This window comes from Paenibacillus sp. Soil522 (genome assembly GCF_001428245.1).
GTDB lineage: Bacteria > Bacillota > Bacilli > Paenibacillales > Paenibacillaceae > Pristimantibacillus.
Genome location: NZ_LMRV01000001.1, coordinates 196425 through 221737, shown reverse-complemented (window position 1 = coordinate 221737; position 25313 = coordinate 196425). Strand labels below are relative to the sequence as shown.

The window sequence follows — 25313 nt, the reverse complement described above, 5'->3', positions numbered from 1 at the left end:
AAAACCTCCTACAGCTGAAGCAGCCGTTCAATCCGTTCGTCAATTTCCACTTCCGTCATGCCGCCCACTTTGATTTCCATGATCGAACCGTCCGGTTTAATGAAAAAAGTAGTAGGATATGACTTTAGCCCGTAATTGCGTTCCGTTTGACGATTCACATCGCGTAAAATCGGATAATTTAAATCAAAGCGGCGAACAAAGTTATTGACCGTTAACGTATCCTCGCTTAAATTAATCGCCAAAATGACGAGGCCTTGGTCCTTCCATTTCGCATACTGTCGTTCAAACTCCGGCATTTCCTTCACGCAGGGCGGACAGAACGTACCCCAAAAATTGACGACGACAGCTTTCCCTTGGTAATCAGACAATTGCTGCGTATTGCCATCTAAGTCGACAAGCTTGAACGCCGGCGGCTTGCTGCCTTCCTTTAGAGGGCCTTTATCATCCGCGGCAAATAAGGTAGATCCAATTGCATATCCACCAATAATCAAGACGGCGATCAATATGATTATTTGGACCGTCTTGCGCGATTTTCCCATCATTGCATTCACCACCAGCTTCTTTCTGAACAGCCACGAATATTACCATTATAACGAAAAGTCGACGGCAATTACTGCCGCCGCCGATTACTTTTTATGAACTTTATGTGTCTTGCTTTGAGCGATTGCAAGCAGTTCTTTGATTTCCTGAGGCGTCAAATGGCGGTACTTGCCTCTACCCAGATTCTCAAGCCCAAGCTCGCCAAAACGTATTCTCTTCAGCCTGATCACCTTATGTCCGATTGCCTCAAACATGCGGCGAACCTGACGGTTGCGGCCTTCAAAAATCGTAATCGTAATCGTCGCTTCATTGCTCTCTGTGTCGACGTCATGGTATTCCACTGATGCAGGAGCAGTCATGCCATCTTCAAGCTTAATTCCTTTTTCTAATTTCTCCAAATCACTGCCGTGCGGTACTCCCTTAACCGTCGCGCGATAAGTTTTAGGTACGTGATGGCTCGGATGCGTTAACAAATTGGCAAATTCGCCATCATTCGTTAATAGGAGAAGTCCTTCCGTATCGTAATCCAATCGACCGACCGGATATACTCTCTCTTTAATACCTGGCAAAAAATCGGACACCACTTTACGCCCTTGAKGATCCTTGGCGCTTGTGATGACTCCTTTGGATTTGTTGAGCATGAGATACAGCTTCTTCTCGCTCCGAATCGGCTTGCCATTCACCGTAATAGCATCTACAGCAGGATCCGCCTTGACGCCAAGCGTCGTAACCTTCTCACCGTTAACTTCAACCATCCCGGCTAAAATCATTTCTTCACATTTGCGACGGGATGCTATTCCCGCTGCGGCTAATATTTTCTGTAAACGTTCCAATGCTTTCACCTCAATCTCCATCATAACGATATGAAGAACAAAGTACAAGCTTCCCTACCCGAATATGTATAAGCAAATGAAAATTGCAGCAAAAAACCCGACCAAATCCGAAAATAAGCCTACCTTTAACGCATAACGCGTCCGGCGAATGCCAATCGCTCCGAAATAAACGGTAAGTACGTATAATGTCGTATCTGTACTGCCTTGAATAGTTGATGCGATTCTGCCGATCATCGAATCCGGTCCGAAGGTCTGAATGAGATCGGTAGTAAAGGCTAATGATCCTGCCCCGGTTAACGGACGAAGTATACCGAGCGGCAGCACCTCGCTTGGAATTCCCGCCCAATCAAACAGCGGCCGCACGGCTGACAGCATTAATTCCAAGGCGCCCGATGCGCGGAACATGCTGATGGCAACCATCATGCCGACTAAATGAGGAATAATGTTGATGGCTGTACCGAAGCCGTCCTTAGCTCCCTCAACAAACGTTTCATAAACGGGCACCTTTCGTCTAAGAGCTGCATAAAGCGGAATAAATACAATAATTGCCGGAATCATCCAAGCCGATAAACTCGTGAACAGATTATACAACAGGCTCACCCCCTGCAACCGGCGGAGCCGCCTTTAATTTCGGATTCTTTTGCAGAATTGGAGCTATCGGTGGCGGCGGAGACTTCCTTCTGTAATAGCGGTCGGCTAATATCGCAGCGGATGTAGCAACAAAGGTTGCCGCAATCGTCGTTCCGATAATTTCAGCCGGATTAGCTGAACCGTAATTCATCCGAATGGCGATAAGCGTGGTCGGAATGATTGTTATACTCGATGTATTGAGTGCGAGAAGCGTGCACATCGCGGGAGTTGCAGTCTCAGGATCAGGATTTAGCTTCTGCAGCTCCTGCATAGCTTTTATGCCCATAGGTGTTGCTGCATTTCCTAGTCCGAACAAGTTAGCGCTTAAGTTACTCATAATGTATCCGATTGCCGGATGATTGCGGGGAACGTCAGGAAAAAGCTTTCGCACAATCGGCCCGAGCATTCGCGCCAATTTTTGCAGCAGTCCTGCGTCCTCCGCTATCCGCATCATTCCCAGCCAAAACACCATAATGCTAATTAAACCAAAGCTGACGGTGACGCCTGATTTGGCTCCCTCGAAGGCAGCTTGCGTCACCGCATCCATCTTGCCGGTTATCGCAGCTACAACTACGCTCGCTACGATAAAAAACAACCAAATCCAATTTACCATTCAAGCCGCCTCCCCATCCATGCACCGTTACTCCTTACCATTCAGCGTCTCCCGCGCCTGCTTGCCTTTAATACTTAAATAATGCGTCAAATATTTTTGAGATCGTACCTGCCAGCCGTCCGCGTTCATCATGCTTGACAGCCATTTTGAAATCGACTAGCGTTTGTTGTGCTTTTGGCGAAGCCGTCGGCAGCTTCAGCCTGCCGCTTGCAACATCATAAACGGGAACAGCGCCAATGCGATCGTTTTTCATATACCACTCCAGCAACCCTCGTTCTCCTAATGAATAACGCAGCGTATTGGCGTCATACAAAACCAAACGCGACCGGATATCATGCGATTCTTGCTCCGTCAAAGGATACTTGAACGATTGTCCGACAGTTAACGGATAACCTGCAATCAGCTGGCCTTTTGCCGCAATTTCATGCAGCGGATAATTGCCAAAACCCCAATCGAGCATCTTCCGGTGATCAAGCCAGTCGTCCCTGTCATTTATAGTTACGGCAGCAAGCTGCTGGCCTTGTCTTGTTGCCGAGCTGACTAAGCAGCGGAGCGCTTTTTTTGTATAGCCGGTCTTTACTCCGTCCGCACCTTCATACATGGATAACATTTTATTTTTATTCGTATAGCTGTACGCCCATTTATCATGCGGGTTAGGCACCTTTTTTTCACGTGTGCTTACGATTTCGGCAAATACATCATTTTTCAAAGCATATGCGGTAAGCTTGGCCAAATCATTGGCTGAAGAATAATGACCTTCCTCATCAAGACCATGCGGATTTTTAAATTGTGTATGCTTTAGGCCAAGAAAAGCCGCTTTCTCGTTCATCAAATGAACGAAGCCCTCTTCGGAGCCGCCGACATGCTCGGCGATAGCTGTTGCAGCGTCATTTCCGGATCTTAGCATTAGCCCATAAAGCATATTAAGAAGGCTCATTTCTTCGCCAAGCTGAAGATAGATCGAGGAGCCCTCCTTGCCAACAGCACGCTTGCTTGTCTTTACCATATCAGTCAGCTTCCCATGGTCAATGGCTACGATCGCTGTCATTATTTTCGTTAAGCTTGCTATTCTCATCGATGTATCGCCGTTATTGCTGTACAACAATCTGCCTGACTCGACATCAATAAGCGCCGAAGCTTTCGCATTCGTATGCAGCGGACCGGGATTTGCGCTTACAGCCGGCCCCAGGCTTGTCCCTGCTACCAATACTGCCAATAAACCAATCACAGTAATCCGCTGCAGCTTTTTGAAATACATGCCCATACTTACCCCTCTCACCGTGATTGTAGATAACTTCTGCTTGTATATTTCAGTATATGCCTGTACACGTTGCACTAGACGAAATAAAGCTAAACAAAAAATGAAAAACTGCCCTCTCGGGCAGTTATGTCAAAAGAGGTGATCGGTTGTATCGACACGTCCGGTGATTACGGTATGGGACGGATTGGCATTTGCTGCTGTGCTTGCCGGCTGCTTCATCATCGTCTGAAGTTTATCAAAAACATACGGTGCAGAATCGATTACCCGATCGAGCAGATGTGTTTGCGTATCAAGTGGTACAATTTTCACACCATGCGTACCTACGACTAGAAACGCAATTGGCGTAATCGAAACACCGCCGCCGCTGCCGCCGCCGAAAGGCATAGATACGGAAGCATGCTGCGCATCAGTCTGCGCTCCGCCTTTATGCTCCGAATCATCTAACCGGATGTCACTGCCCCCTGCTACAAAGCCGAATCCTACTTTTGAGATCGGCATGATGATGCTGCCATCCGGTGTTTGTACGGGATCGCCGACGATCGTATTGACGTCAACCATCTCTTTAATATTTTCCATTGCGGTTTGCATTAAGCCTTGAATAGGATGTTCTGCCATGCTTTGACGCCTCCTTTCATTTTCTTCATCCGGACTAGAAGCTGAAGTCCGGCAAGGATAGCATAACCGAAGCGGATTTGAGCTATGCATGACCATTCCGTTGTAAAAGCAGATCGTTGATAATTCGGCTGTACATTCATATTCGGCTCTGCTTTCAGCCTAACCATTTGAGACAATACGCCAATGATCGATGTTTTCACTGACCAGACGAGTCCCGTTGCCATAGCTGTCCACATCGCGTCTCCCGTTCCGACCGACGTTGTCCAATTCCATTCCATAAGACGTACCTTTGTCAGCGTTTGTCTGACAAAGCCCTTTAAATCTCGTGTGATTTGTAAAATATGCTTAAATTTATCAATGGATTTTAAAACCTTCTCCGCATCGATATCCTCATTGAATTGCTTCCATGAGTCAAAGCCTCCGATCGTCGTCGATACTTGCTCCTTACGTTGAACGGATGTACCGGTAAACTTCATAATTGGTATCTTCATTCGGTATTGGATAATTCCAAATAGTGCTTTTATGTTTAATTCTGCATCATCTTTGTCTCCTTCCCGCCGCAAATGTCCTTTTATGACAACCTGGGAGTTTAGAATAACTGTTAAAATGAGCAAAAAAAAGAGACCGGCCGCCGTTATCCAACCGTAAGGGTAACTGAGCATCATCATGCTTCCTCCGTTTCCCTAATATGGGTTGAATATAGTATGACCCGGCGGTCAAATCTCATTCCTTAATTTCTTCAATTGTCATCTGCTGGCCGTCCAGCCGCTCGAACAGCATCTGTGTCTGTTCCTCCAGCGCATCATCGATATCAACATTTCCCGGCTCCGGCAGCTCTTTAATTGACGGTAATCCAAAATAATCTAAAAATGATTTTGTTGTTCCGTACAAAATTGGCCTGCCAATCTGCTCGGCGCGGCCGACCTCCTCGATCAAATCCTTGGATACGAGTGATTGAATAGCTCTGTCGCTCTTAACGCCGCGAATCTCTTCGATCGATATTCGAGTTATCGGCTGACGGTAGGCGACGATGGACAGCGTTTCTAAAGCCGCTTGAGAGAGCTGTGAGCGCGTTGGCGTATAGGCCATTCGTTCAAAATAAGGCGCATGCTCCAAATGTGTCGTCAGCCGATACGAAGCTGCAACCTCCGCAATTTGAATACCGCGCCCCTCGCGCTCCAAGTCACGCTGCAAATCGTATACCAAATCGGAGGCTAGATCGGCATCAAGCTCTAAAATGTCGGCGAGCTGACGCTTCGTCAACCCCTCATCGCCTGCCATGAACAGCAGGCCCTCAATAATTGTCTTCAATTTCGGATAATCCAATTTGCGGCGACTCTCCTCTCCAATGAATGACGATGTCGTCAAACAACTGATGCTGAAAGCAACGAATATGCTTCATTTTCATTAGCTCCAGAATGGCTAGAAAAGTAACCACGATTTCGTGCCTGTCCATATTTTCACGAATAAGCCGCGAAAAACGAACCGTTTCAAATTGCTTCAGCACATCGACAATATCGCGAATCCGGTCCTTGACTGAGATTTCGTCGCGATGTACCGTTGCAACGATATTTCGTCTTGCCGCTCGGCGCAGCGCCTTCTGAAAGGCAACGATTAAATCCGATAGATGAATACCTTCGACCGGATTAACCTTCTCCTGCTTCATGAATGGCGTCATATCCTCCGGCTCCCGCGAAAAGACAAGGCTGCGCTCGAATTCCTTCTCGCGCAGCTGCTCGGCAATTTGCTTGAATTTCCGGTATTCTACGAGCTTCTGGATGAGCTCATCGCGCGGATCTAATCCGTCATCCGGCCAATCCTCGTAATCATCCTCAAATACGGGAGGCTTTGGAAGAAGCTGCTTGCTCTTTATCGCCAAGAGGGTTGCCGCCATGACTAGAAACTCACTAGTGACTTCAAGCTCCAGCTCCTTCATCGCATGCAAGTAATCCATATATTGTATAGTAATCTCGCTGATAGATACTTCATGGATATCGATTTCGGCTTTGTCGATCAAGTGAAGCAATAGATCAAGCGGCCCTTCAAAAGTATCCAGCTTATAAAGCACCGACACTTACTATTCCTCCCGCCTAGCCTTATCTCTGCAGCTTAGCCTTGCAATTGCTTCGACAAGTTCGCCATTTCTATTGCACTAGCTGCTGCTTCATACCCTTTATTGCCGGCTTTCGTACCGGCACGCTCAATCGCTTGTTCAATCGAATCAACTGTCAGTACGCCGAAAATAGTCGGGATACCTGTTTTTAATGCGATTGCCGCTACACCCTTGGCCGCTTCGTTGCAAACATAATCAAAATGCGGAGTTGATCCGCGAATAACGGCGCCAAGAGTAATAACCGCATCGTACTTGCCGCTCTCAGCCATTTTTTGTGCGATTAACGGAATTTCGAATGCTCCTGGTACCCATGCTACATCAACGTCAGAATCCTGTGCGCCATGACGTTTAAATGCATCCAGCGCGCCTCCAAGCAGCTTGCTTGAAATAAACTCATTGAAACGGCCTACTACTACTCCATATTTTAAACCTTCCGATACTAAATGTCCCTCATAAATACGTGCCATTTTATCATCTTCCTTCCGTTATTTTAAATGATATAATCAATATCTTCAAAGCGGAGCAAATGTCCAAGCTTCGATTTCTTCGTACGCAGATAGCTTTTATTGTCCTCGTTTGCATCCATTTGGATCGGTACGCGCTCTACAACCTCCAGCCCATAACCTTCTAGACCTTTAATCTTACGAGGATTGTTCGTAAGCAAACGCATTTGGCGAACGCCAAGATCCTTTAAAATTTGCGCGCCTATTCCATAATCGCGTAAATCGGCTGGAAAGCCAAGCTTTAAATTTGCGTCTACCGTATCCAGTCCTTGCTCTTGAAGCTCATAAGCTTTTAATTTGTTAATAAGACCGATACCTCTTCCTTCTTGACGCATATAAAGAAGAATGCCGCTTCCTTCCACTTCAATTTGCTTCAGCGCCGCTTCAAGCTGCGGGCCGCAATCGCAGCGGTGTGAATGGAAGACATCTCCTGTAAGGCATTCGGAATGAACGCGCACGAGCACCGGACGTTCAGGATCGATTTCGCCTTTAACAAGCGCGATATGCTCCTTGTTGTCAACGAAGTTCGTGTATGCAATCGCGCGGAATGTACCAAAATCAGTTGGAAGCTTTACATCAACTGCACGCTCTACAAGCTTTTCCATCGCATTGCGGTACTGGATCAAATCTTGAATCGTGATGAGCTTCAGGTTGTGCTTTTCCTTAAAGACGAGCAGATCAGGCAAACGTGCCATCGTCCCGTTTTCGTTAATGATTTCGCAAATTGTCGCAGCCGGAGTCGAGCCGCACATAACGGCGAGATCGATTGCCGCTTCGGTATGGCCTGCGCGGCGAAGAACTCCTCCCGACCTTGCTATAAGCGGGAAAATGTGGCCGGGTCTGCGGAAATCCGATGCTTTAGTTGTAGGATCAATAAGCGCTTTGACCGTTTCCGAGCGCTCAAATGCGGAAATGCCGGTTGTCGTTCCCACATAATCGACCGATACGGTAAATGCCGTTCCATGATAATCGGTATTATGCGTAACCATTGGCGGCAGATCAAGCTGTTCGGCACGCTCCTGCGTGATTGGAACGCACACGAGGCCGCGTGCCTCCGAGATCATGAAATTAATGATCTCTGGCGTCGTTTGATCCGCTAGCGCAATAAGATCACCCTCATTTTCCCGATCCTCGTCGTCCACGACAATAACCGGCTTCCCAAGCTTAAGATCATGAAGCGCATCTTCGATTTTATCAAATGGGATTTTATCTGTTTGTTCCATTTGGGATTCCCTCCTTTATGACAACCAATGTGACAACCAAACCTTAAAGGCTTTTCGAACCCACCCAAATCCTCCCTTCCAAGGGAGGGCCCCAAGGACTGCGTCCTCTGGACACATGCAATTGGACTGACGTGAGAGAGGCTGAGGCGGTTGTGAGCTGGTACTGTGTAGGATCGCTTTCGTCCCTGCGGGACACGCTTGATGATGGTTTAAAATAAATTAATATAAAAATTTATAAGAATCCATTTTCCATAAGAAATGATGTTGTCAACTTAGAACCTGCCTGTGCAGTTTCTGGTCTTTTAAATTGCAGCAGATGATCAACGTATTTGCCGATAACGTCACATTCGATATTAACAGTGTCGCCCGCATACTTATGTTGTAGGGCGGTTTCATCAAGGGTGTGCGGAATGATCGATACGGAAAAGGATTGTACTGCTGTGTCTACCACAGTAAGACTGATGCCGTCTATTGTAATGGAGCCTTTCGGAATGACGTAGCGGAGCATGTCTGCGTCGTCTAACTGAACCTTATAGACAACAGCATTGGCGTCCGTTTCCCGGTTTACTATTTTTCCAGTGCCATCAACATGACCCTGTACGATATGACCGCCAAACCGCCCGCCCGCCTGTATCGCACGCTCTAAATTCACTCGTTCACCTGCACGGAGCTGGTGAAGATTGGATTTGCGAAACGTTTCAGGCATCACGTCTGCAGAGAATGAAGCTTTGTCAAACGACGTAACTGTAAGGCATACGCCGTTAACTGATATGCTGTCTCCAAGCTTTACGCCATCCGTAACATGGGTTGCCCCAATGACTAGACGCATCGCCTCGCCCTGCTTCGTTATCCCTTTCATTTTCCCCACTTCTTCCACTAATCCGGTAAACATGGGCTTCCTCCCTAAAGGTTTTGCGAATGCAAAACCTACTTCGTAAGCATAAACCAAGGTTTTGCCAATGCAAAACCTACTTCGTAAGCATAAACCAAGGTTTGTGACCGTAAATCTGCTTCATAAACAAAACCTAATTACCCTCTAGCGCTCCTTACCTCTCGTAAACAGGATAGCCGGAGACGCAAATGTCTTCGCCGGCCATTTCCACATTTACGCGTTCCAGCTGGACCGCATCTGCCATTTTCTCGATTCCAGCGAAAGTAAACGTTCCCGGCGCTTCAGTTCCCCCGATAATCTTGGCTGCATAGTAGAGTACAATTTTATCGATAAGATATGCCTCCAGCATCGCACCGTTCAATTGTCCGCCGCCCTCGAGAAGGATCGAACCGATCTCAAGCTCTCCGAGCTTCTTCATCCCGTCACTTAGATCCACCCTCGCCCCAATCCCGCAAGTGACAACTTCAATGCCCGCAGCCTCTAAAGCTTGACGTCTATCCTCGCTTGCCTCACTGGAGGTTAATACAATGGTCCGTGCCGTTCGATCGGTAACTACCCTTGCATTCAGCGGCAATCGAAGCTTCGAATCTACGATAATTCGGACCGGATCGATGGCCGGAACGGATGCCCGCGTATTCAATAACGGATCATCTGCAAGCACCGTACCGATTCCAACCATAATCGCTTCGTGCTGATGGCGCAGTGTATGTACCTGCTCGCGCGCCGCTGTACCTGTCACCCAGCGGCTATCACCAGTCCGGGTTGCGATTTTACCATCAAGCGTGCTAGCGGTTTTTAAGGTAACGAAGGGAAGCCTTGTCGTTATATACTTATTGAATTTTTCGTTCATTTGCTGGGACTGCTGTTCAAGCACGCCTACGGCAACGTCAATTCCCTCTTCGCGCAGCCTGGCGATACCCCGGCCTGACACTTCTGGATTCGGATCACCGCTTGCAACCACTACCCTCGCCGCTTTCGCAGCGATGATGCGCTCGCAGCAGGGAGGCGTTTTGCCGAAATGACTGCACGGCTCTAATGTTACATACACGGTAGCGCCTGCCGCTTCGTCCCCTGCCATCTGAAGGGCATGCACTTCAGCGTGTCCGGTACCGCGCTTTAAATGCGTGCCAATTCCGATTATTCGTCCATCCTTCACCACGACACATCCGACGACAGGATTGATTCCTGTTTGGCCGGAAGCTTTAGAAGCCATTTCTAACGCTAACCGCATGTAATACTCGTCGTTTAAAATATCCACGTACAAAAAACACCCCTATCGGCATACGATCCGACAGGGGTGACGAAAAAGAATTTGAGAACTACGACAAAACCGATCGGCGTTGTCGGTTTTAATTGCCGACTACATGCCTTTTCGCAAATCATGCGAATACGGTTTGTAAAATACGCTAAAGAAACAAACCTACTTTGCATGTGAAATAAAACACACACAAAATAAGCTGAATATTATAGCTGTCGAAGCATCTCCTTCTCCCATCCAGACTATACTGTCGGTCCCGGATTTGCACCAGGTCCACCGTTCTAAATCGCTTCTATACGCAATAATACGAATAGAAAAAGCTCATTAGCCCGGGTCACGGACTGACGAGAGGCACAGGCACCGGTTATCCGATATGACTGTACCTTCCCGATCACCGCCGGTTAGGAATTTCACCTGACCCCGAAGGAAAGCTGCACTTACATAATTATAGTTAGTATCTTAACACTAAATCGATTCAACTTCAACCTTTTCCATTTTGTCTCCGCCTTTGAAAGCATCAACAAACTCCATACCCTTCGATACTTTTCCGAAAACAGTATGTCCGCCATCCAAATGCGGCTGTGGAGCGTAGCCGATATAGAACTGGCTGCCGCCTGTGTTGCGGCCAGCATGTGCCATTGCTAGCGTACCGCGCTCATGCTTGTTCGGGTTAATTTCACAATTGATTGTGTAGCCGGGACCGCCTGTACCATTACCCTTCGGACATCCGCCTTGTGCGACGAAGCCCGGGATCACGCGGTGGAACGTAAGACCGTTGTAGAAGCCTTCGTTAGCAAGCTTCTCAAAGTTTGCTACTGTGTTTGGCGCGTCTTGATCGAATAGATCGATTAGAACCTCTCCGCCGTTTGCTAGTGTGATTTTTGCTTGTTTTGCCATTGCTGCATCTACCTTTCTTTTATCCAGATAAGACTACGTTACCAATATCACCCTTATTTCGCAAGCGGTGATTTTTGAAGTCTAGCCGGAATGACGTCATTACATACGATATTTTCAAGCGATTCACGCTTAACTGCAAGGTCAGCATGCCCGTCTTTTACAAAAACGACAGCCGGACGACGAATGCGGTTATAGTTGCTCGCCATTGCATAATTATAAGCACCTGTACAGAAAACAGCAAGCAAGTCGCCTTTCTCAGCTTTAGGCAATTCCAAGTCCCAAATAAGCATATCGCCGCTCTCGCAGCATTTTCCCGCGATAGAAACCGTTTCTTCTGCAGGATCATTCGCACGATTAGCCAGTACCGCCTCATATTTCGATTGGTAAAGCGCAGGGCGAGGGTTGTCCGTCATGCCGCCGTCAACCGCGATGTATTTGCGGACGCCCGGGATATGTTTGCTAGTACCGACAGTGTACAAAGTAGTTCCTGCATCACCAACCATACTGCGGCCGGGCTCTACCCAAATTTCAGGAAGCGGGAATTCTGCTTTTGTAAAATTCGTAATAATCGCGCCGGTAATTGCCGCTACATATTCACTAATCGGAAGTGGAGTATCCCCTTCTACATAACGAATGCCGAAGCCGCCGCCAAGATTGATTACTTTAAACGTCAGGTCAAGCTCGTTACGGATTTCAACAGCGAAATCAGCTACCTTGTCCACTGCCATACGGAAGCCTTCAACCTCGAAAATTTGCGAACCAATATGGGAATGCACGCCCAAAATAACGAGGTTAGGCAAAGCTAGAGCTTCTTGAATAGCTTGTTTCGCTGCGCCATTGCCAAGGTCAAAGCCAAACTTTGAATCCTGTTGGCCAGTCGAGATGTAATCATGTGTATGAGCTTCGACACCTGGCGTAATACGAAGCAAAATATTCACTTTCTTGCCTTTGTCGCCTGCAAGCGCGTTTAAAAGCTGCAGCTCGGAAAAATTGTCAACAACGAAGCAGCCGATGCCTGCATCCAGCGCCATGTTGATTTCTTCAGGCGTTTTGTTGTTGCCGTGGAAGTGAATGCGTTCAGCCGGGAAGCCAGCTTGCATAGCCGTATAAAGCTCGCCGTCGGATACAACGTCAAGGGAAAGCCCCTCTTGCTCAGCGATCGCGCACATTGCCATTACGCTGAACGCTTTGCTGGCGTAAGCGACCTGGAAGCGAAGTCCGGAAGCTTTGAAAGCTTCAATGTACTCGCTCGCACGTTGACGTACAAGAGCCTCGTCCACAATATATAGTGGCGTGCCAAACTGTGCAGCCAAATCAGCTACATCGCAGCCGCCAATTTCCAAATGTCCATTTGCGTTAATATTACTAGTTCCATGCAGGTACATAGTTTCCCCTCAGCTTTCTTCTATCTGCATGCAGATAGAACGGATAGAATTTGCATCAATAGCAATAGTATAACGCAATCTACCCGCTCTACGAAATGGATAAATTCACATTTCATTTGCATTTTATGAATCTACTCCGTTTTTGGCATCTTATCGATCTGCTGCGCCTTCAAAATATTGGGACGTGTCCGGTTGTAGAGCACCGGCTGACGGATGATAATGCTCCACAGCGCTTTCATATCAAAGGGGATGATCGGCCACAAGTACGGCCGGTTGAATGAACGCTCCATGACCAGCATCAGCATAATTACAGTTGTGGCAATAACGAAACCAGAGACGCTAAACGCCGCAACCGAAACGATAAGAATAAGCCGGACGATTCGATTAGCCAAGCCCAGCTCATAGCTCGGAGTCGTGAACATTCCGATTGCGGCAACGGCCATATACAAAATAACTTCATTCACAAAAATACCGGTTTGTACCGCAATATCACCAATTAAAATCGCTGCAACGAGCGACATTGCTGTTGCGAGTGAGCTTGGCGTATGTACCGACGCCATCCTCAGCAAATCGACGCCGATCTCTGCAAGCAGAAACTGTACGACCAGCGGCAGTTTACCCGTTTTGTTAGGTCCCAAAAATTCGAGCGCCGGCGGCTTCAATTCAGGATGCATAACGAATAGCAGCCATAGAGGCAGCATAAACAGCGAAGCAAAAATACCGAGAAATCTCACCCATCGCAAATAGGTGCCAATAAACGGCGTCTGACGATTTTCCTCAGCATGCTGCATGAGATCCGTATATGTTGTCGGAAGCGTCATGACGCTTGGTGATGTATCAACGAATACCGCCACATAGCCTTCCAGCAGTTGGGAAGCTACCGTATCGGGCCTCTCTGTATAGCGGACAAGCGGGAACGGACTCCAGCCCCGCTTTACGGTAGCCTCCTCGAGCTGCTTGTCTGCAAGCGGCAAGCCGTCGATCTTTACCATCGAAATTTTTTCCTTAACCGATTTGAGCAGCTCTTTATCAACGATGTCATTGATATAAGCGATACATACATCCGTTTGCGTTCTCTCACCCACCCGTACAATTTCATAACGGAGCTGCGGGTCACGCAAGCGTCTGCGAACAAGCGATACATTAACCATCAACGTTTCCACGAAGCCGTCTCTGCTTCCGCGAACGACCTTCTCGAGTGACGGCTCCTCCGGACCGCGTGCTGGAAAAGCTTTGGCATCGATCATGACGACGCTTGACTCGCCATCGATAAACAAAGCCGTTCCTCCAGATAACACAGCAATCAGCATATTGTTCCAGTCATCTTCTTTCGATACCTGAGCGGCAGGCACGTACAAATCAAGGAAAGAATGAAACGCGTGAGCTGACAGATCCTCCGGCTGCAGGAAAGTCAGCCGCTTGAGTACCTCAGTCAGAATACTGTCCTTCGCCAAACCGTTCATACAAAGCATGGCCGTACGCTTTTCGCCAAACGTCATCTCTCTTACGACCACGTCAAAGCTTGTTTTATAGCCAATCTCTTTCTCCAATCGATCGAGCACGGTATCCAAGTGATCGGGAATCGGTGATTTCTCCTCCTTCCGGGCAGTCTCTGAAACGCCACTCCCGATCCTTTGTCTCTTATTCGTACGAACGAATGACGCTTCATTTAACGCCACTCCCGATTCCTCTTGCTGCTGCTCCCCGTAAACCTCCGAAAAAGAAGACATTGTCTCTTGCCCTTGATCATGTTCATGTTCATGATCATGGTCTGAATGTTTATCCTTCATTCGCCTTCACCTCGTCCTTTATAAACTACCACTGGTATACAAGCCAATCGAATAACGAGCCTAACGTTTTCCCGAGCACCATCGCCATTACGAGCCCGACCATATAGTCAGATAAATTCATTCTTTTTGCCAAAATCGGCAGCACGTTCATCACCTCAGTCAATGCAGCAGCCAGCATCCCGATAAATATGCCGTCGAACAGACCTGCTCCGGTCAAAAAAACGCCCGGGGGCAATGGCAGTCTCCAATTCATAAAATCAGCAAATGTCCAGTATAGCGAGCCGCATATAATAGCCGTCTCGAACCATATGGACATACGATAGGCTTTTGCGATTTGAGCGAGGCGTGGTATAAGATCGAGCACGATAAGCAAGGCCACCAGTCCGCTGCCTACTGCAAGACCACCCGCCAAGCCAAGCAGAGCTACAAAAATATTAGCTAATGCATTAATCATGTCCGTTATCCTTTGTCTGGTCGTAATCCGACTTTTTGCGCATTTCGTCGGCAATGACATAAGCATTCACATTTTCCTGATACATATACAGCTCAACCTCAAGCGGGTTCGGCTCTTCGTTGAACCGTTTGCGGAAGTGGTTAAAGAACAACACCATTCCAAGCCCGATCCCCAGCGAATATGGGATTTGAAACCATAGCGGATGATCGGTACGCTTTCCGGTAATCAGCTCGACGATCCGAATATGAACTTCTTTCATGCTGACATCCGTATGAAAGTTCATGATCGCGAGACCCGCTCCAAAAAACAGAAGCAGCCATGCCAGGATGAGCACTGTAATTCGCGGCTTTACCGGCTTCTCCGCTATCATCACGAGAACCTGTGGATCCCCATAGGCTTCAACCGTTAAATCCGGCTCCAGCTGCCTTATAGCTTTGACGATTTGCAGCACGTCGATAACGACACGGTTGCCGTCCAACTTCTTATGTTCGTAAAGGACTAGCTCCTTCAACCGCTTCTCAAACGAATCGTCCTCAGCCAGCAGCCTGGCCGCTTGCCCTAAGGTGACGCGTTGATTCGGTTTCATGTAGATTCGTTTCTTTAGACGCAGATAGAGGACCGAATGGTTGGGTGTTGCCATTTGACAGCTTCCCTTCTGCTTGAACTTTTGTTTATGTTTCCCTTTTAGTATGAGAAAAGGTCGATTCGGATACTCATGCAATATGAGGTAAAAAATAGAAAAAACCAAACCGCCTTAAAGGGCGATTTGGTCTTTGATGGACTGTAATATTTTTTTCTCAAGCCGCGATACCTGCACCTGCGATATACCCAGCCTGCTCGCTACCTCGGATTGCGTTTTGTCGCGGTAATAACGCAAGTATACAATTAATCGTTCACGCTCGCTCAGACCTTCAATGGCTTCAACCAGCGCAAGCTTGTCAAACCACCGTTCCTGAGATTCATCGGCAATCTGATCCATCAGCGTGATGGGGTCGCCGTCATTCTCAAACACCGTTTCGTGTATGGACGTCGGCGGCTTGTTCGCTTCCTGTGCGAATACGACATCCTCGGGCGTAATGCCCAGCCGCTCCGCAACCTCGCTAATGGTGGGCAAGCGGCCTAATGTCTTAGACAGCTCATCCTTCATTTTGCGCACCTTATTGGCGGTTTCCTTTAGGGATCTGCTGACCTTTAGCGTGCCGTCATCGCGTAAAAACCGTTGGATTTCCCCAATGATCATCGGAACCGCATAAGTAGAAAACTTCACATCATAGGACAAGTCGAATTTGTCTACGGACTTAAGCAATCCGATGCATCCGATCTGAAATAAATCCTCGGGCTCATAACCGCGATTGATAAACCGCTGAACGACTGACCAAACTAGCCGGATGTTGCACTGAACGAGTGTATCCCTTGCAAGCGTATCGCCGGTTTGACTTAACGCTATGAGCCGCTTTACTTCCGCGTCATCCAAGTATGGCTGAGCCGTCTGCTTTAGATTGACATCCATGAGGTTCAACCCCTATGCGCTAATTGTAGAGCGCTTTTTTCGATTCGATTCGTTTCAGCATCGCCACGCGAGTTCCGCCGTCTATCGTACTTGAAACCTCGAAACGGTCCATAAAGTTTTCCATGATCGTAAAGCCCATTCCCGAGCGTTCAAGCTCCGGCTTTGATGTGAACAGCGGCTGACGCGCCAGTTCCAAATCTTCGATGCCACGTCCGTTATCCGACACAGTAATGGAGACGGAATCTCCCTCGATTCTCGCTTCGATTGTAACCTTGCAAGAAGAATCGCTTTCATAGCCATGTATAATCGCGTTCGTCACGGCCTCGGAAACGGCGGTCTTCAAATCATTCAGCTCCTCGAGCGTCGGATCGAGCTGAGACACAAATGCAGCGACCGCTATTCGTGCGAAGGCTTCGTTTTCCGAGCGGGCGCTGAAGGAAAGCGTCATTTCATTGGATCCGTTCATGACACCACCTCCAAACTGGAAATTGCGGTACGTTCGTTTTCATGAATGGTCAATATTTTGAACAGGCCAGACATTTCAAACAAGCGATAAACGTTTGGATTTACGTCGCAGACGACCATTTTCCCGCCCTTGCTCTTCACCTGCTTGTAACGTCCCAATATAACGCCCAGACCGGAGCTGTCCATAAATTGCAACTCCTTCAAACTGAGAATGACGTGCTCGCTGCTGCCGCGTAGAAGGGCCTCCTCCATCTTATAGCGCACGACATCGGCGGTATGGTGATCCAGCTCGCCCCGAAGCCTTACGATCAGCACATTGCGGTATTGCTCCAGTTCTGCTTGCAGACTCATTATGCTGTTCATCTCCTCTAGGTTTGGTTTTTTCCAAACATAAGTAAGAATAAGCTAACCTGTATTCCTTACTTACATTTCACCGTGTAACGTATGCCGGTCTGCCATAAAACAGCTGCAGACGTTTACACTTGCCGAGATAGAACTAGCAATTCTCCAAAATGGTGACCTTTTCCTGCATGACGACAAAACTAGAAGCATACCGCTATCAGCTGACAAAATGTGCGAAGTCAATCAAATGTTACCGCGCCTAAAAAGCCGTCTACTAAAACAATCCGGAGAAGGATCGCTTCAGCAATTTCCACCAGCCTGCACGTTCGACCGATAACGGCGCATCCACGTCAAATTCCTTCAGTACATGCTCGCCTTGATAAACGACAAGCTTGCCTATCGGCTGGCCGATTTGGACCGGCGCCTTCAGAGTCCCGTTGATTTTCAGCTCGTAACGAATATCCTTCGTTTGGCTGCCTTTTTTGAGAAGCACGCTATATGGATGCTTAGCTATGAGCGGAAGCTCAGGCGTTGTGCCCTTCTCGATTTGGAGCGTGCCCATCGAATCTCCTTCTTTGATTATTGGGTGATTCATATATTGCGCAAACGTATAATCAAACATTTGCGAAACTTCAGCGTTTCTAGTCTTCGTGTCCGGCTCTCCCATTACGACTGCGATGACCCGCATATTATCTCGCTTGGCCGTAGCCGACAAGCAGTACTTCGCTTCACTGGTAAAGCCCGTTTTCAGGCCGTCCGCTCCGCTATAGAACCGTACCAGCTTGTTCGTATTTACAAGCCAGAAAGGCTTCTCGGACGTTTTGCGCAAATAATCCTGATAAAGCCCTGTATATTTCGTTACTTCGGAATGCTTAAGGAGCTCCATCGACATAACCGCAATATCATGCGCTGATGAGAAATGATTCGCTACAGGCAAGCCGTTCGGATTGCTAAACTGGGTATCGTTCATGCCGAGCTGCTTCGCCCTCTCATTCATCATCGCTACGAATTGCTGCTCAGTGCCGGCCAGCTTCTCGGCCATTGCCACCGAGGCGTCGTTACCGGATGCAAGCGCAATGCCTTTGATCATATCTTCAACGCTCATCTCTTCTCCCGGTTCGAGAAAGATTTGAGAGCCTCCCATCGATGCCGCATATTCGCTTGTCTGCACTTTGTCTGTCATTTTGATCTTACCGTCATCAAGGGCCTCCATGATGAGAAGAAGCGTCATAATTTTGGTAATGCTTGCGGGCGGCAGCTTATCGTGGCTATTTTTTTCATAAATAACGGTCCCGCTGTCCGCATCCATCAGAATCGCGGAACGAGCCGTCGGCGCCAGATTAACAGAAGGCGCTTGCTTTTGCGCATGGGGAGCCGGCGTTGGCTCCACAGCAGCAAACGCGGCCGCTGGCAGCGCAATCACGAAAGCGAGAAAAAGAATACATAGCTTGATAGAACGATTTTTCAACTAGATCTCCTCCTGAAAGTTTATGATGGCTCCAAAGAAGCATTCGATTAAACTAGCTTCGTAAGCCACCACTTGTTTGGTTTGTGATGCAAATTACGATTGCGCACAATTCGCTTATATTTCTCTTTTCAGTGTTGACTTTTAAGTTGGAAATTATTCCATTAGCTAGAGCTAATTATGCAACAAAAAATCCGCCCCGGCATGCCGGGGCGGATTTCGATTCATCGTAAACTTAAGTATATCGGGTAATGCCTTCAGAAGTTATGACTGAGAGCAATAACGCGCGCATCTCAGGCTTCTCTGCTCGGATCGTATACGCTTGGCGTACCCGCTCCGCAACCTCGCTTACAGACTCGTTTGATTCGCGAACATGAAGCAGCGCGAGCGTTTCGCCAGCTTCCACGGAATCACCAACCTTCTTACGCAGTGTAACGCCAACCGCATAATCAATGACCGCATCCTTTGTTGCTCTTCCCGCGCCAAGAAGCATAGCAGCAAGACCGAGCTGCTCTGCTTCGATCGTATTAACAAAACCGGAAGCCTCTGCTTTCACCGGAGCAATGACCGGCGCCTGCGGAAGTCTTGCAGGATCATCCGCAATCGAAGCATCCCCGCCCTGCGCAGCAATAAAGGCTTTGAACTTCGCTAATGCCGCCCCGTTCGTAATTTGATCGCGAAGCAGCTGCTTCGCCGCTTCAATGGAATCTGACTTCCCGCCCAATACGACCATATGAGCTCCTAATGTCAAGCAAAGCTCAGTAAGGTCTTCCGGCCCGTTACCTTTGAGCGTTTCAATCGATTCAAGAACCTCTAGCGCGTTTCCGATTGCATAGCCCAGCGGCTGATCCATATCGCTAATAACAGCTGCTGTATTTCGGCCAACCTCTGTCCCGATTTCAACCATCGCCTGCGCCAGCTTCTCGGAATCCTCCAGTGTCTTCATAAAAGCGCCGCTGCCCGTCTTTACATCAAGCACGATCGCATCCGCTCCTGCAGCGATCTTCTTGCTCATGACCGAGCTTGCAATAAGCGGAATCGACTCTACAGTAGCCGTGACATCGCGGAGTGCATACAGCTTCTTATCTGCTGGTGCAAGATTACCGCTTTGACCAATTACGGATAATCCGATATCGTTCACCTGCGTCATAAATTTCTCTCTTGACAGCTCAGTCCGGAAACCTTCAATCGATTCAAGCTTATCGATCGTACCACCGGTGTGGCCTAAGCCGCGACCGGACATTTTCGCAACGGGAATCCCTACTGAAGCAACCAAAGGCGCAAGTATCAATGTTGTTTTATCGCCAACGCCGCCCGTACTATGTTTATCTACTTTAATTCCGCTAATAGGACCGAGATCAACTTGGTCACCTGAATTAGCCATTGCCAGCGTTAGCGCTGCTGTCTCCCTAGCCGTCATACCACGGAAAAAGACTGCCATCGCCCATGCCGACAGCTGATAATCAGGTATATCACCCCGAGAATAGCCATCAATCAAAAATGTTAACTCCGACGCGGTCAGCTCGCCACCGTCTCTTTTCTTCTGAATAAGATCTACCGACCGCATGTTTACCTCTCCATTCACCATTCCATTATTGAGCTCTTTATAAAGAACGTTGTTCTCTTTGCACCTGGACAATAATCTCATCAAGTGATTGGCTTAGCATGATTACGTCCATATGCTGCAGGCTTTCATTCAACAGAGCCGCTTCTACCATCTTTTTACGCAACAGCTCCATCTGCGTGATTAATTGCTTGTCCATGTCTTTTTCCACTCCATCTTTCTTTAATCATGGACATTATACGACGATTCACAAAAAAAACACTGTCATATTGAGTCGACGCAATTGTTACAATTGTGTTACAAAAAACCTTACATGACAGCGATTAACGCCGTAACAAGTCCCAAAAATTGGGACTTGACACGCTCAGTCGTTTCCATAACTTCTGCATGAGACAACGGTTGATCCAAAATACCCGCGGCCATATTGCTTATACAGGAAATTCCAACCACTTCGATTCCCGAATGACGCGCCGCGATCACTTCGGCAACAGTCGACATTCCGACAGCATCGGCACCCAGCACTCGCAGCATCCGGATTTCTGCAGGCGTTTCATAGGTTGGTCCCAGCAATCCGGCATAAATTCCTTCACGCAGCGGAATGCCCTGTGCTTCAGCAATCTCGCGAGCGATAGCACGCAGACGCTTGCTGTATGCTTCCGACATATCCGGGAACCGTACGCCGAGCTCATCGTCATTCGGACCGATTAACGGATTTTTGCCGGTTAAATTAATATGATCAGAGATTAGCATAAGATTACCCGATTCATAATCCGTGTTGATGCCTCCTGCAGCATTCGTAACCAGCAATGTTTTTACGCCCAGCGCCTTCATTACACGAACCGGGAATGCGGTTAGCTCCGGACCATATCCTTCGTACATATGAAAACGTCCGCGCATAAGCAATACCGTTTTGCCCGATAGCGTTCCGATCATTAGCTCGCCGGCATGGCCTTCGACCGTAGAAATGGGAAAGTGAGGGATATCTTGATAATGAATCGTCACCGCATCCTCCAAATGGTCACCAAGCACACCGAGTCCCGAACCCATGATCAATCCGATTTCAGGCCTTTGCCCGGATTGTGCCCCGATAAACTTTGCCGCTTCTTTTATATGCGCTGCAGTTAGTCTTGCCGAAGTTATTGTACTCATATTGATATTCCTCCCAATATAAATTCTAACAACGCGCTATTCAAAAAATAAATATCATTACCTGTGATCTGCAATAATAAGCTCGGAAAGGAAACTTGTCCCGTTTGGCGGCGCCTGTACACCGAAATTTTCAGCGATCGTTGCTCCAAGATCCGAGAAGGTTGAGCGTACGCCGAGCTGACCCGGTTGTGTAAATGAAGGGCTATACAATAATAACGGCACGTATTCGCGAGTATGGTCCGTGCCCGGATGCACAGGGTCATTCCCGTGATCGGCTGTAACGATAAGCAAGTCCCTCTCGCCTAGCTGCTGCTCCAACTCGGGAACCGCATGATCAAATTCCTCCAACGCGGCTGAATAACCCGCTGGATCGCGGCGATGGCCATAAAGGGAATCGAAATCAACGAGATTCGTAAATAGAAGTCCTTTAAAAGGCTGTTTAAGCTGCGCAATCGTCTTGTCGATGCCATCTGCGTTGCTTTTGGTAGAAGTGGAAGCTGTAATACCTTCCCCATCAAAAATATCATTGATTTTCCCAATGGCGATCGAATCAAAGCCCGCTTCCTTCAATGCATTCAAAACAGTTGGCTGAGGCGGCTTCACAGCGTAATCATGACGATTAGGTGTACGTTTGAAGGCGCCAGGCTTGCCTATATAGGGCCTTGCAATGACGCGCCCGACCGTAAAGCGCTCATCCATCGTCAGCTCTCTCGCAATTTCGCAAGCACGGTAAAGCTCCTCGAGTGGAATGACATCCTCATGGGCTGCAATTTGAAATACGCTATCTGCAGATGTATAGACGATCCACGCGCCGCTCTCCATTTGCTCGGCACCAAGCTCATCCAAAATGTCGGTGCCGCTTGCCGGCTTGTTCCCGATAACTTTGCGGCCTGTTCGTTCCTCGAACGGACCAAGCAGTTCTGGGGGAAAGCCTTCTGGAAAGGTTTGGAACGGAACGGTCATTTCGAGACCCATCAGCTCCCAGTGGCCAGTCATCGTATCCTTGCCCACCGACACCTCGGCCATTTTACCATAATAGGCTGCCGGCCCTTCCGGTCCCGGGCGCCAATCATGTATAGAAGCTATACGGTCCAGTCCCCATCTTCTCAGATGCGGAAGCTGCATACGGGGTACGCTCTCCACGATGTGACCAAGCGTGTGCGAGCCCGAATCGCCGAACGACTCCGCATCAGGAAGCTCGCCTATTCCAACGCTGTCCAATACGATTACCGCAATACGATCAAATTTCATATGTATGACTCCCTCCTCTGTCCGTGCATGCAGCGTCGCCAGTCCGTTTAAGCTCGCGGATGGGCTCGGTTATATACTTCCTTCATACGCGTTTTGGGTACCTGCGAATACTTGAGCGTGGTCGAAATATCCGCATGCCCCAGCAGCTCCTGAACGGCCCGAATATCGGCGCCATTGTCCAATAAATGTGCTGCGACCGAATGTCTTAGCGTATGAGGCGTAATTTCTTCCTCAATTCCAGCTTCCTTCGCGTACTTCTTTATCGTTTTCCAAAACCCTTGTCTTGTTAAACGAGTACCCAAATGATTAAGAAACAGAGCGGATTCCGACTCTCTAAGCGTCAACAATTCATTTCTGCCTGTTTGCAGATAATCTGTTAATGCGTCTGCGGCGAGCCGACCGAAAGGAACAATTCTTTCCCTGAGGCCTGTGCCGATACATTGAATGAACCCCATCTGCAAATTAATATGCTCCATATTGAGCGACACAAGTTCAGACACACGAATTCCCGTTGCATAAATAAGCTCCAACATCGCTTTATCCCGTTTGCCTGCAGCGCTTGCGCTGTTAGGTGTCTCTAGCAGCGTGCTGATAGCAGCAACGCTTAATATGCTCGGCGGTTTCTTCTCTTGCTTGGGCGCCTCCAGATAAATGGACGGATTGTTCACAATGAGTCCTTCGGTAACCAAATAGAGAAAAAAGGCTCGGACGGATACAATATGCCGGGATAGTGTCGTTGCCTTCCTTCCTTGTTCCTTCAAATGCAGCATATACCTTGTAATGTGGTGTCTTTGCACGGCGGCCAGCGCAGTAAGACCTTGCGCTTCCACATAGAAAATAAATTGATTCAAATCCCGTTTATAGGATGACAGCGTATTTACAGACAATCCCCGTTCCATGCGTAAATATTGAATAAAATGATTTAAATAATCCTTCATTGGAATTCCTTTCACATAAGGCAACTTACTGACAACCTTATTCTACAAAACCATTCAACATTCGACGCCATAAATCCTGCTTGATCCGATAATCTGTGCAACCTGTACAAACCTTTACTCTCCGTACCAATAAAACCATCGCAGCCGGTCGGCGGCATTTTTGCTGTCAGGCGAGTTTGGATCCGTAACAAATACTTTTAGGGCAGCCCCCTTGGGTTCCCGATAGGGGTGAACAGGAGAAATCGCATCGGCCAGCCAGCGGTAGCTCCCCGTTACGGCAAGAAGCAATACAGCAAAAATAACGATAAAAACGATGCGGCTCGTCCATTTCCGGATAGAAAAAACCATGCAAACCAGCCTCCTTATAATGCCGATACGATTGTCCATCCATATCACCATATGAGGAGGCTTATGCGAATATGCCATCATTCCTGCAGGCTGTCATAGGGAACACTGTCCATCCATTTTTCAAGCGGTGTAAAAGGCAAGCCGGTAGCGACCGCAACCGGTTCATAGGTTACTTTTCCGGCATGGGTATTGACTCCTTTTTGCAGCGGTATGCTTTTTCGCACTGCCTCCATGCCGTGATTTGCCAAGTCTACCGCATAAGGCATCGTCACATTCGTCAATGCAAATGTCGATGTACGAGGCACCGCGCCCGGAATATTGGCAACCGCATAATGAACAACGCCATGCTTCACATAAATCGGATCCTTATGGGTAGTCGGCCGGTCAACGGTTGCTATTGAGCCGCCTTGATCGACTGCAACATCTACGATTACCGCTCCTTTCTTCATGCTTTGCACCATTTGCTCCGTCACCAAATGAGGAGCCCGCGCACCCGGTATAAGAACAGCTCCAATCAACAAATCGGCTTTCAGAACGGCTTCGGCTATCTGATAAGGGCTGGACATCAGCGTATGAATTCTTCCGCCAAACGTATCGTCCAAGTACCTCATGCGATCGGCGCTTCTCTCCAAAATGCTCACGTTGGCACCCATTCCAAGCGCAATTTTCGCAGCATTCGTGCCCACGATGCCGCCGCCGATGATAACGACCTCCGCAGGCGGTACACCCGGCACCCCGCCAAGCAGCACGCCTCTTCCGCCGTTAAATGCTTCTAAAAATTGCGCGCCTACCTGAACAGACATTCTCCCTGCCACTTCACTCATAGGCGTGAGCAGCGGCAGGCTGCCGTTAGCTAGCTGAATCGTCTCATAAGCAACACCCGTAACGCCTTTATCGACGAGAGCTTTCGTCAATTCGGGAGCCGCTGCTAAATGCAAATAAGTAAACAGCAGCAAGCCTTCGCGAAAATAAGCAAATTCCTCTGGAAGCGGCTCCTTAACCTTCATGATCATTTCAGCTCGTGACCAAACCTCCGCCGCCGTGCTTATAAGCTCGGCTCCTTCACTCTCATAATCACTATCCGCGAAGCCGCTTCCTCTCCCTGCTCCCGATTCGACGAGCACGCGATGTCCGGCTGCAACCAGCATCGTAACGCCTGCAGGGGTTAAGGCGACACGATATTCGCTTTGTTTAATTTCCTTCGGAACTCCCACAATCATGTCTATTTCCTCCCAGGCTTTTTCCTAATCTCACAACTTAAATATACTCTTATT

General features: G+C 48.3%; 29 protein-coding genes and 1 riboswitch. All 29 genes read right to left on the bottom strand.

Annotated features, from left to right (window positions below; genetic code table 11):
* Positions 1-8 precede the first annotated feature (8 nt).
* Positions 9-542 (bottom strand): thiol-disulfide oxidoreductase ResA, encoded by a 534-nt coding sequence (gene resA, locus ASG81_RS01095; protein ID WP_327205135.1) that lies wholly within the window; start codon positions 540-542, stop codon positions 9-11.
* An 84-nt stretch (positions 543-626) separates the two neighbouring features.
* On the bottom strand, positions 627-1373 hold the full coding sequence (locus ASG81_RS01090; RefSeq protein ID WP_056628315.1) for a pseudouridine synthase: 747 nt from the start codon (positions 1371-1373) through the stop codon (positions 627-629).
* A gap of 54 nt (positions 1374-1427) precedes the next feature.
* Positions 1428-1931: a spore maturation protein gene (locus tag ASG81_RS01085; RefSeq protein ID WP_081417064.1), complete on the bottom strand. Its 504-nt coding sequence runs from the start codon at positions 1929-1931 to the stop codon at positions 1428-1430.
* Positions 1932-1956: 25 nt separating this feature from the next.
* Complete coding sequence (locus tag ASG81_RS01080) at positions 1957-2616, bottom strand: nucleoside recognition domain-containing protein (protein ID WP_056627829.1); 660 nt, start codon at positions 2614-2616, stop codon at positions 1957-1959.
* A gap of 67 nt (positions 2617-2683) precedes the next feature.
* Complete coding sequence (locus ASG81_RS01075; RefSeq protein ID WP_056628311.1) at positions 2684-3874, bottom strand: D-alanyl-D-alanine carboxypeptidase family protein; 1191 nt, start codon at positions 3872-3874, stop codon at positions 2684-2686.
* Positions 3875-4006: 132 nt separating this feature from the next.
* On the bottom strand, positions 4007-4492 hold the full coding sequence (gene ytfJ, locus ASG81_RS01070; RefSeq protein ID WP_056627826.1) for a GerW family sporulation protein: 486 nt from the start codon (positions 4490-4492) through the stop codon (positions 4007-4009).
* Positions 4465-5160: a DUF2953 domain-containing protein gene (locus ASG81_RS01065; protein ID WP_081417049.1), complete on the bottom strand. Its 696-nt coding sequence runs from the start codon at positions 5158-5160 to the stop codon at positions 4465-4467. The genes ytfJ and ASG81_RS01065 overlap by 28 nt, the downstream gene beginning before the upstream one ends.
* Before the next feature lie 55 nt (positions 5161-5215).
* Positions 5216-5818 carry an SMC-Scp complex subunit ScpB gene (gene scpB / locus ASG81_RS01060; RefSeq protein ID WP_056627820.1) on the bottom strand — a complete coding sequence of 201 codons (603 nt, stop codon included), beginning with the start codon at positions 5816-5818 and terminating at the stop codon, positions 5216-5218.
* The gene (locus tag ASG81_RS01055) at positions 5787-6566 is read right to left on the bottom strand and encodes a segregation and condensation protein A (RefSeq protein ID WP_056627817.1); all 780 of its coding nucleotides are present in this window, start codon (positions 6564-6566) and stop codon (positions 5787-5789) included. Before ASG81_RS01055 ends, scpB begins: the two co-directional genes overlap by 32 nt.
* Before the next feature lie 35 nt (positions 6567-6601).
* Positions 6602-7072 carry a 6,7-dimethyl-8-ribityllumazine synthase gene (ribH, locus tag ASG81_RS01050; RefSeq protein ID WP_056627814.1) on the bottom strand — a complete coding sequence of 157 codons (471 nt, stop codon included), beginning with the start codon at positions 7070-7072 and terminating at the stop codon, positions 6602-6604.
* Between the two features lie 23 nt (positions 7073-7095).
* A complete protein-coding gene (locus ASG81_RS01045; protein WP_056627811.1) occupies positions 7096-8331 on the bottom strand; it encodes a bifunctional 3,4-dihydroxy-2-butanone-4-phosphate synthase/GTP cyclohydrolase II in 1236 nt (411 codons plus the stop codon).
* Between the two features lie 232 nt (positions 8332-8563).
* Positions 8564-9223 carry a riboflavin synthase gene (gene ribE, locus ASG81_RS01040; RefSeq protein WP_056627808.1) on the bottom strand — a complete coding sequence of 220 codons (660 nt, stop codon included), beginning with the start codon at positions 9221-9223 and terminating at the stop codon, positions 8564-8566.
* A gap of 154 nt (positions 9224-9377) precedes the next feature.
* Complete coding sequence (ribD, locus tag ASG81_RS01035) at positions 9378-10481, bottom strand: bifunctional diaminohydroxyphosphoribosylaminopyrimidine deaminase/5-amino-6-(5-phosphoribosylamino)uracil reductase RibD (RefSeq protein WP_056627805.1); 1104 nt, start codon at positions 10479-10481, stop codon at positions 9378-9380.
* Positions 10482-10702: 221 nt separating this feature from the next.
* A riboswitch (FMN riboswitch) is annotated at positions 10703-10913 on the bottom strand.
* A gap of 33 nt (positions 10914-10946) precedes the next feature.
* Positions 10947-11378: a peptidylprolyl isomerase gene (locus tag ASG81_RS01030; RefSeq protein ID WP_056627802.1), complete on the bottom strand. Its 432-nt coding sequence runs from the start codon at positions 11376-11378 to the stop codon at positions 10947-10949.
* 53 nt (positions 11379-11431) lie between these two features.
* Positions 11432-12763 carry a diaminopimelate decarboxylase gene (gene lysA / locus ASG81_RS01025; protein ID WP_056627799.1) on the bottom strand — a complete coding sequence of 444 codons (1332 nt, stop codon included), beginning with the start codon at positions 12761-12763 and terminating at the stop codon, positions 11432-11434.
* 131 nt (positions 12764-12894) lie between these two features.
* On the bottom strand, positions 12895-14553 hold the full coding sequence (locus ASG81_RS01020; protein ID WP_235548692.1) for a spore germination protein: 1659 nt from the start codon (positions 14551-14553) through the stop codon (positions 12895-12897).
* A gap of 25 nt (positions 14554-14578) precedes the next feature.
* Complete coding sequence (locus ASG81_RS01015) at positions 14579-15007, bottom strand: stage V sporulation protein AB (protein WP_056627796.1); 429 nt, start codon at positions 15005-15007, stop codon at positions 14579-14581.
* Entirely contained in the window at positions 15000-15647 is a 648-nt protein-coding gene (locus ASG81_RS01010) for a stage V sporulation protein AA (RefSeq protein ID WP_056627793.1), read from the bottom strand. Before ASG81_RS01010 ends, ASG81_RS01015 begins: the two co-directional genes overlap by 8 nt.
* Before the next feature lie 114 nt (positions 15648-15761).
* A complete protein-coding gene (gene sigF / locus ASG81_RS01005; protein WP_056627790.1) occupies positions 15762-16517 on the bottom strand; it encodes an RNA polymerase sporulation sigma factor SigF in 756 nt (251 codons plus the stop codon).
* Between the two features lie 19 nt (positions 16518-16536).
* Positions 16537-16983 (bottom strand): anti-sigma F factor, encoded by a 447-nt coding sequence (gene spoIIAB, locus ASG81_RS01000; RefSeq protein ID WP_056627787.1) that lies wholly within the window; start codon positions 16981-16983, stop codon positions 16537-16539.
* Positions 16980-17333 (bottom strand): anti-sigma F factor antagonist, encoded by a 354-nt coding sequence (gene spoIIAA, locus ASG81_RS00995; protein WP_056627784.1) that lies wholly within the window; start codon positions 17331-17333, stop codon positions 16980-16982. The genes spoIIAB and spoIIAA overlap by 4 nt, the downstream gene beginning before the upstream one ends.
* A 265-nt stretch (positions 17334-17598) precedes the next feature.
* Positions 17599-18792, bottom strand: coding sequence for a D-alanyl-D-alanine carboxypeptidase family protein (locus tag ASG81_RS00990; protein ID WP_056627782.1), 1194 nt, complete (start codon positions 18790-18792; stop codon positions 17599-17601).
* A gap of 232 nt (positions 18793-19024) precedes the next feature.
* Complete coding sequence (locus ASG81_RS00985; protein WP_056627779.1) at positions 19025-20356, bottom strand: pyrimidine-nucleoside phosphorylase; 1332 nt, start codon at positions 20354-20356, stop codon at positions 19025-19027.
* Positions 20357-20393: 37 nt separating this feature from the next.
* Positions 20394-20552 (bottom strand): aspartyl-phosphate phosphatase Spo0E family protein, encoded by a 159-nt coding sequence (locus ASG81_RS29535; RefSeq protein ID WP_081417048.1) that lies wholly within the window; start codon positions 20550-20552, stop codon positions 20394-20396.
* 110 nt (positions 20553-20662) lie between these two features.
* Positions 20663-21502, bottom strand: a complete 840-nt coding sequence (locus ASG81_RS00980; protein WP_056627776.1) for a purine-nucleoside phosphorylase — start codon at positions 21500-21502, stop codon at positions 20663-20665.
* Between the two features lie 57 nt (positions 21503-21559).
* Positions 21560-22753, bottom strand: a complete 1194-nt coding sequence (gene deoB, locus ASG81_RS00975) for a phosphopentomutase (protein WP_056627773.1) — start codon at positions 22751-22753, stop codon at positions 21560-21562.
* A gap of 47 nt (positions 22754-22800) precedes the next feature.
* Complete coding sequence (gene xerD / locus ASG81_RS00970) at positions 22801-23691, bottom strand: site-specific tyrosine recombinase XerD (protein ID WP_056628301.1); 891 nt, start codon at positions 23689-23691, stop codon at positions 22801-22803.
* A 114-nt stretch (positions 23692-23805) separates the two neighbouring features.
* A complete protein-coding gene (locus ASG81_RS00965) occupies positions 23806-24039 on the bottom strand; it encodes a YqzK family protein (RefSeq protein ID WP_056627770.1) in 234 nt (77 codons plus the stop codon).
* Positions 24040-24116: 77 nt separating this feature from the next.
* Entirely contained in the window at positions 24117-25259 is a 1143-nt protein-coding gene (gene ald, locus ASG81_RS00960) for an alanine dehydrogenase (RefSeq protein WP_056627766.1), read from the bottom strand.
* Between the last annotated feature and the right edge of the window lie 54 nt (positions 25260-25313).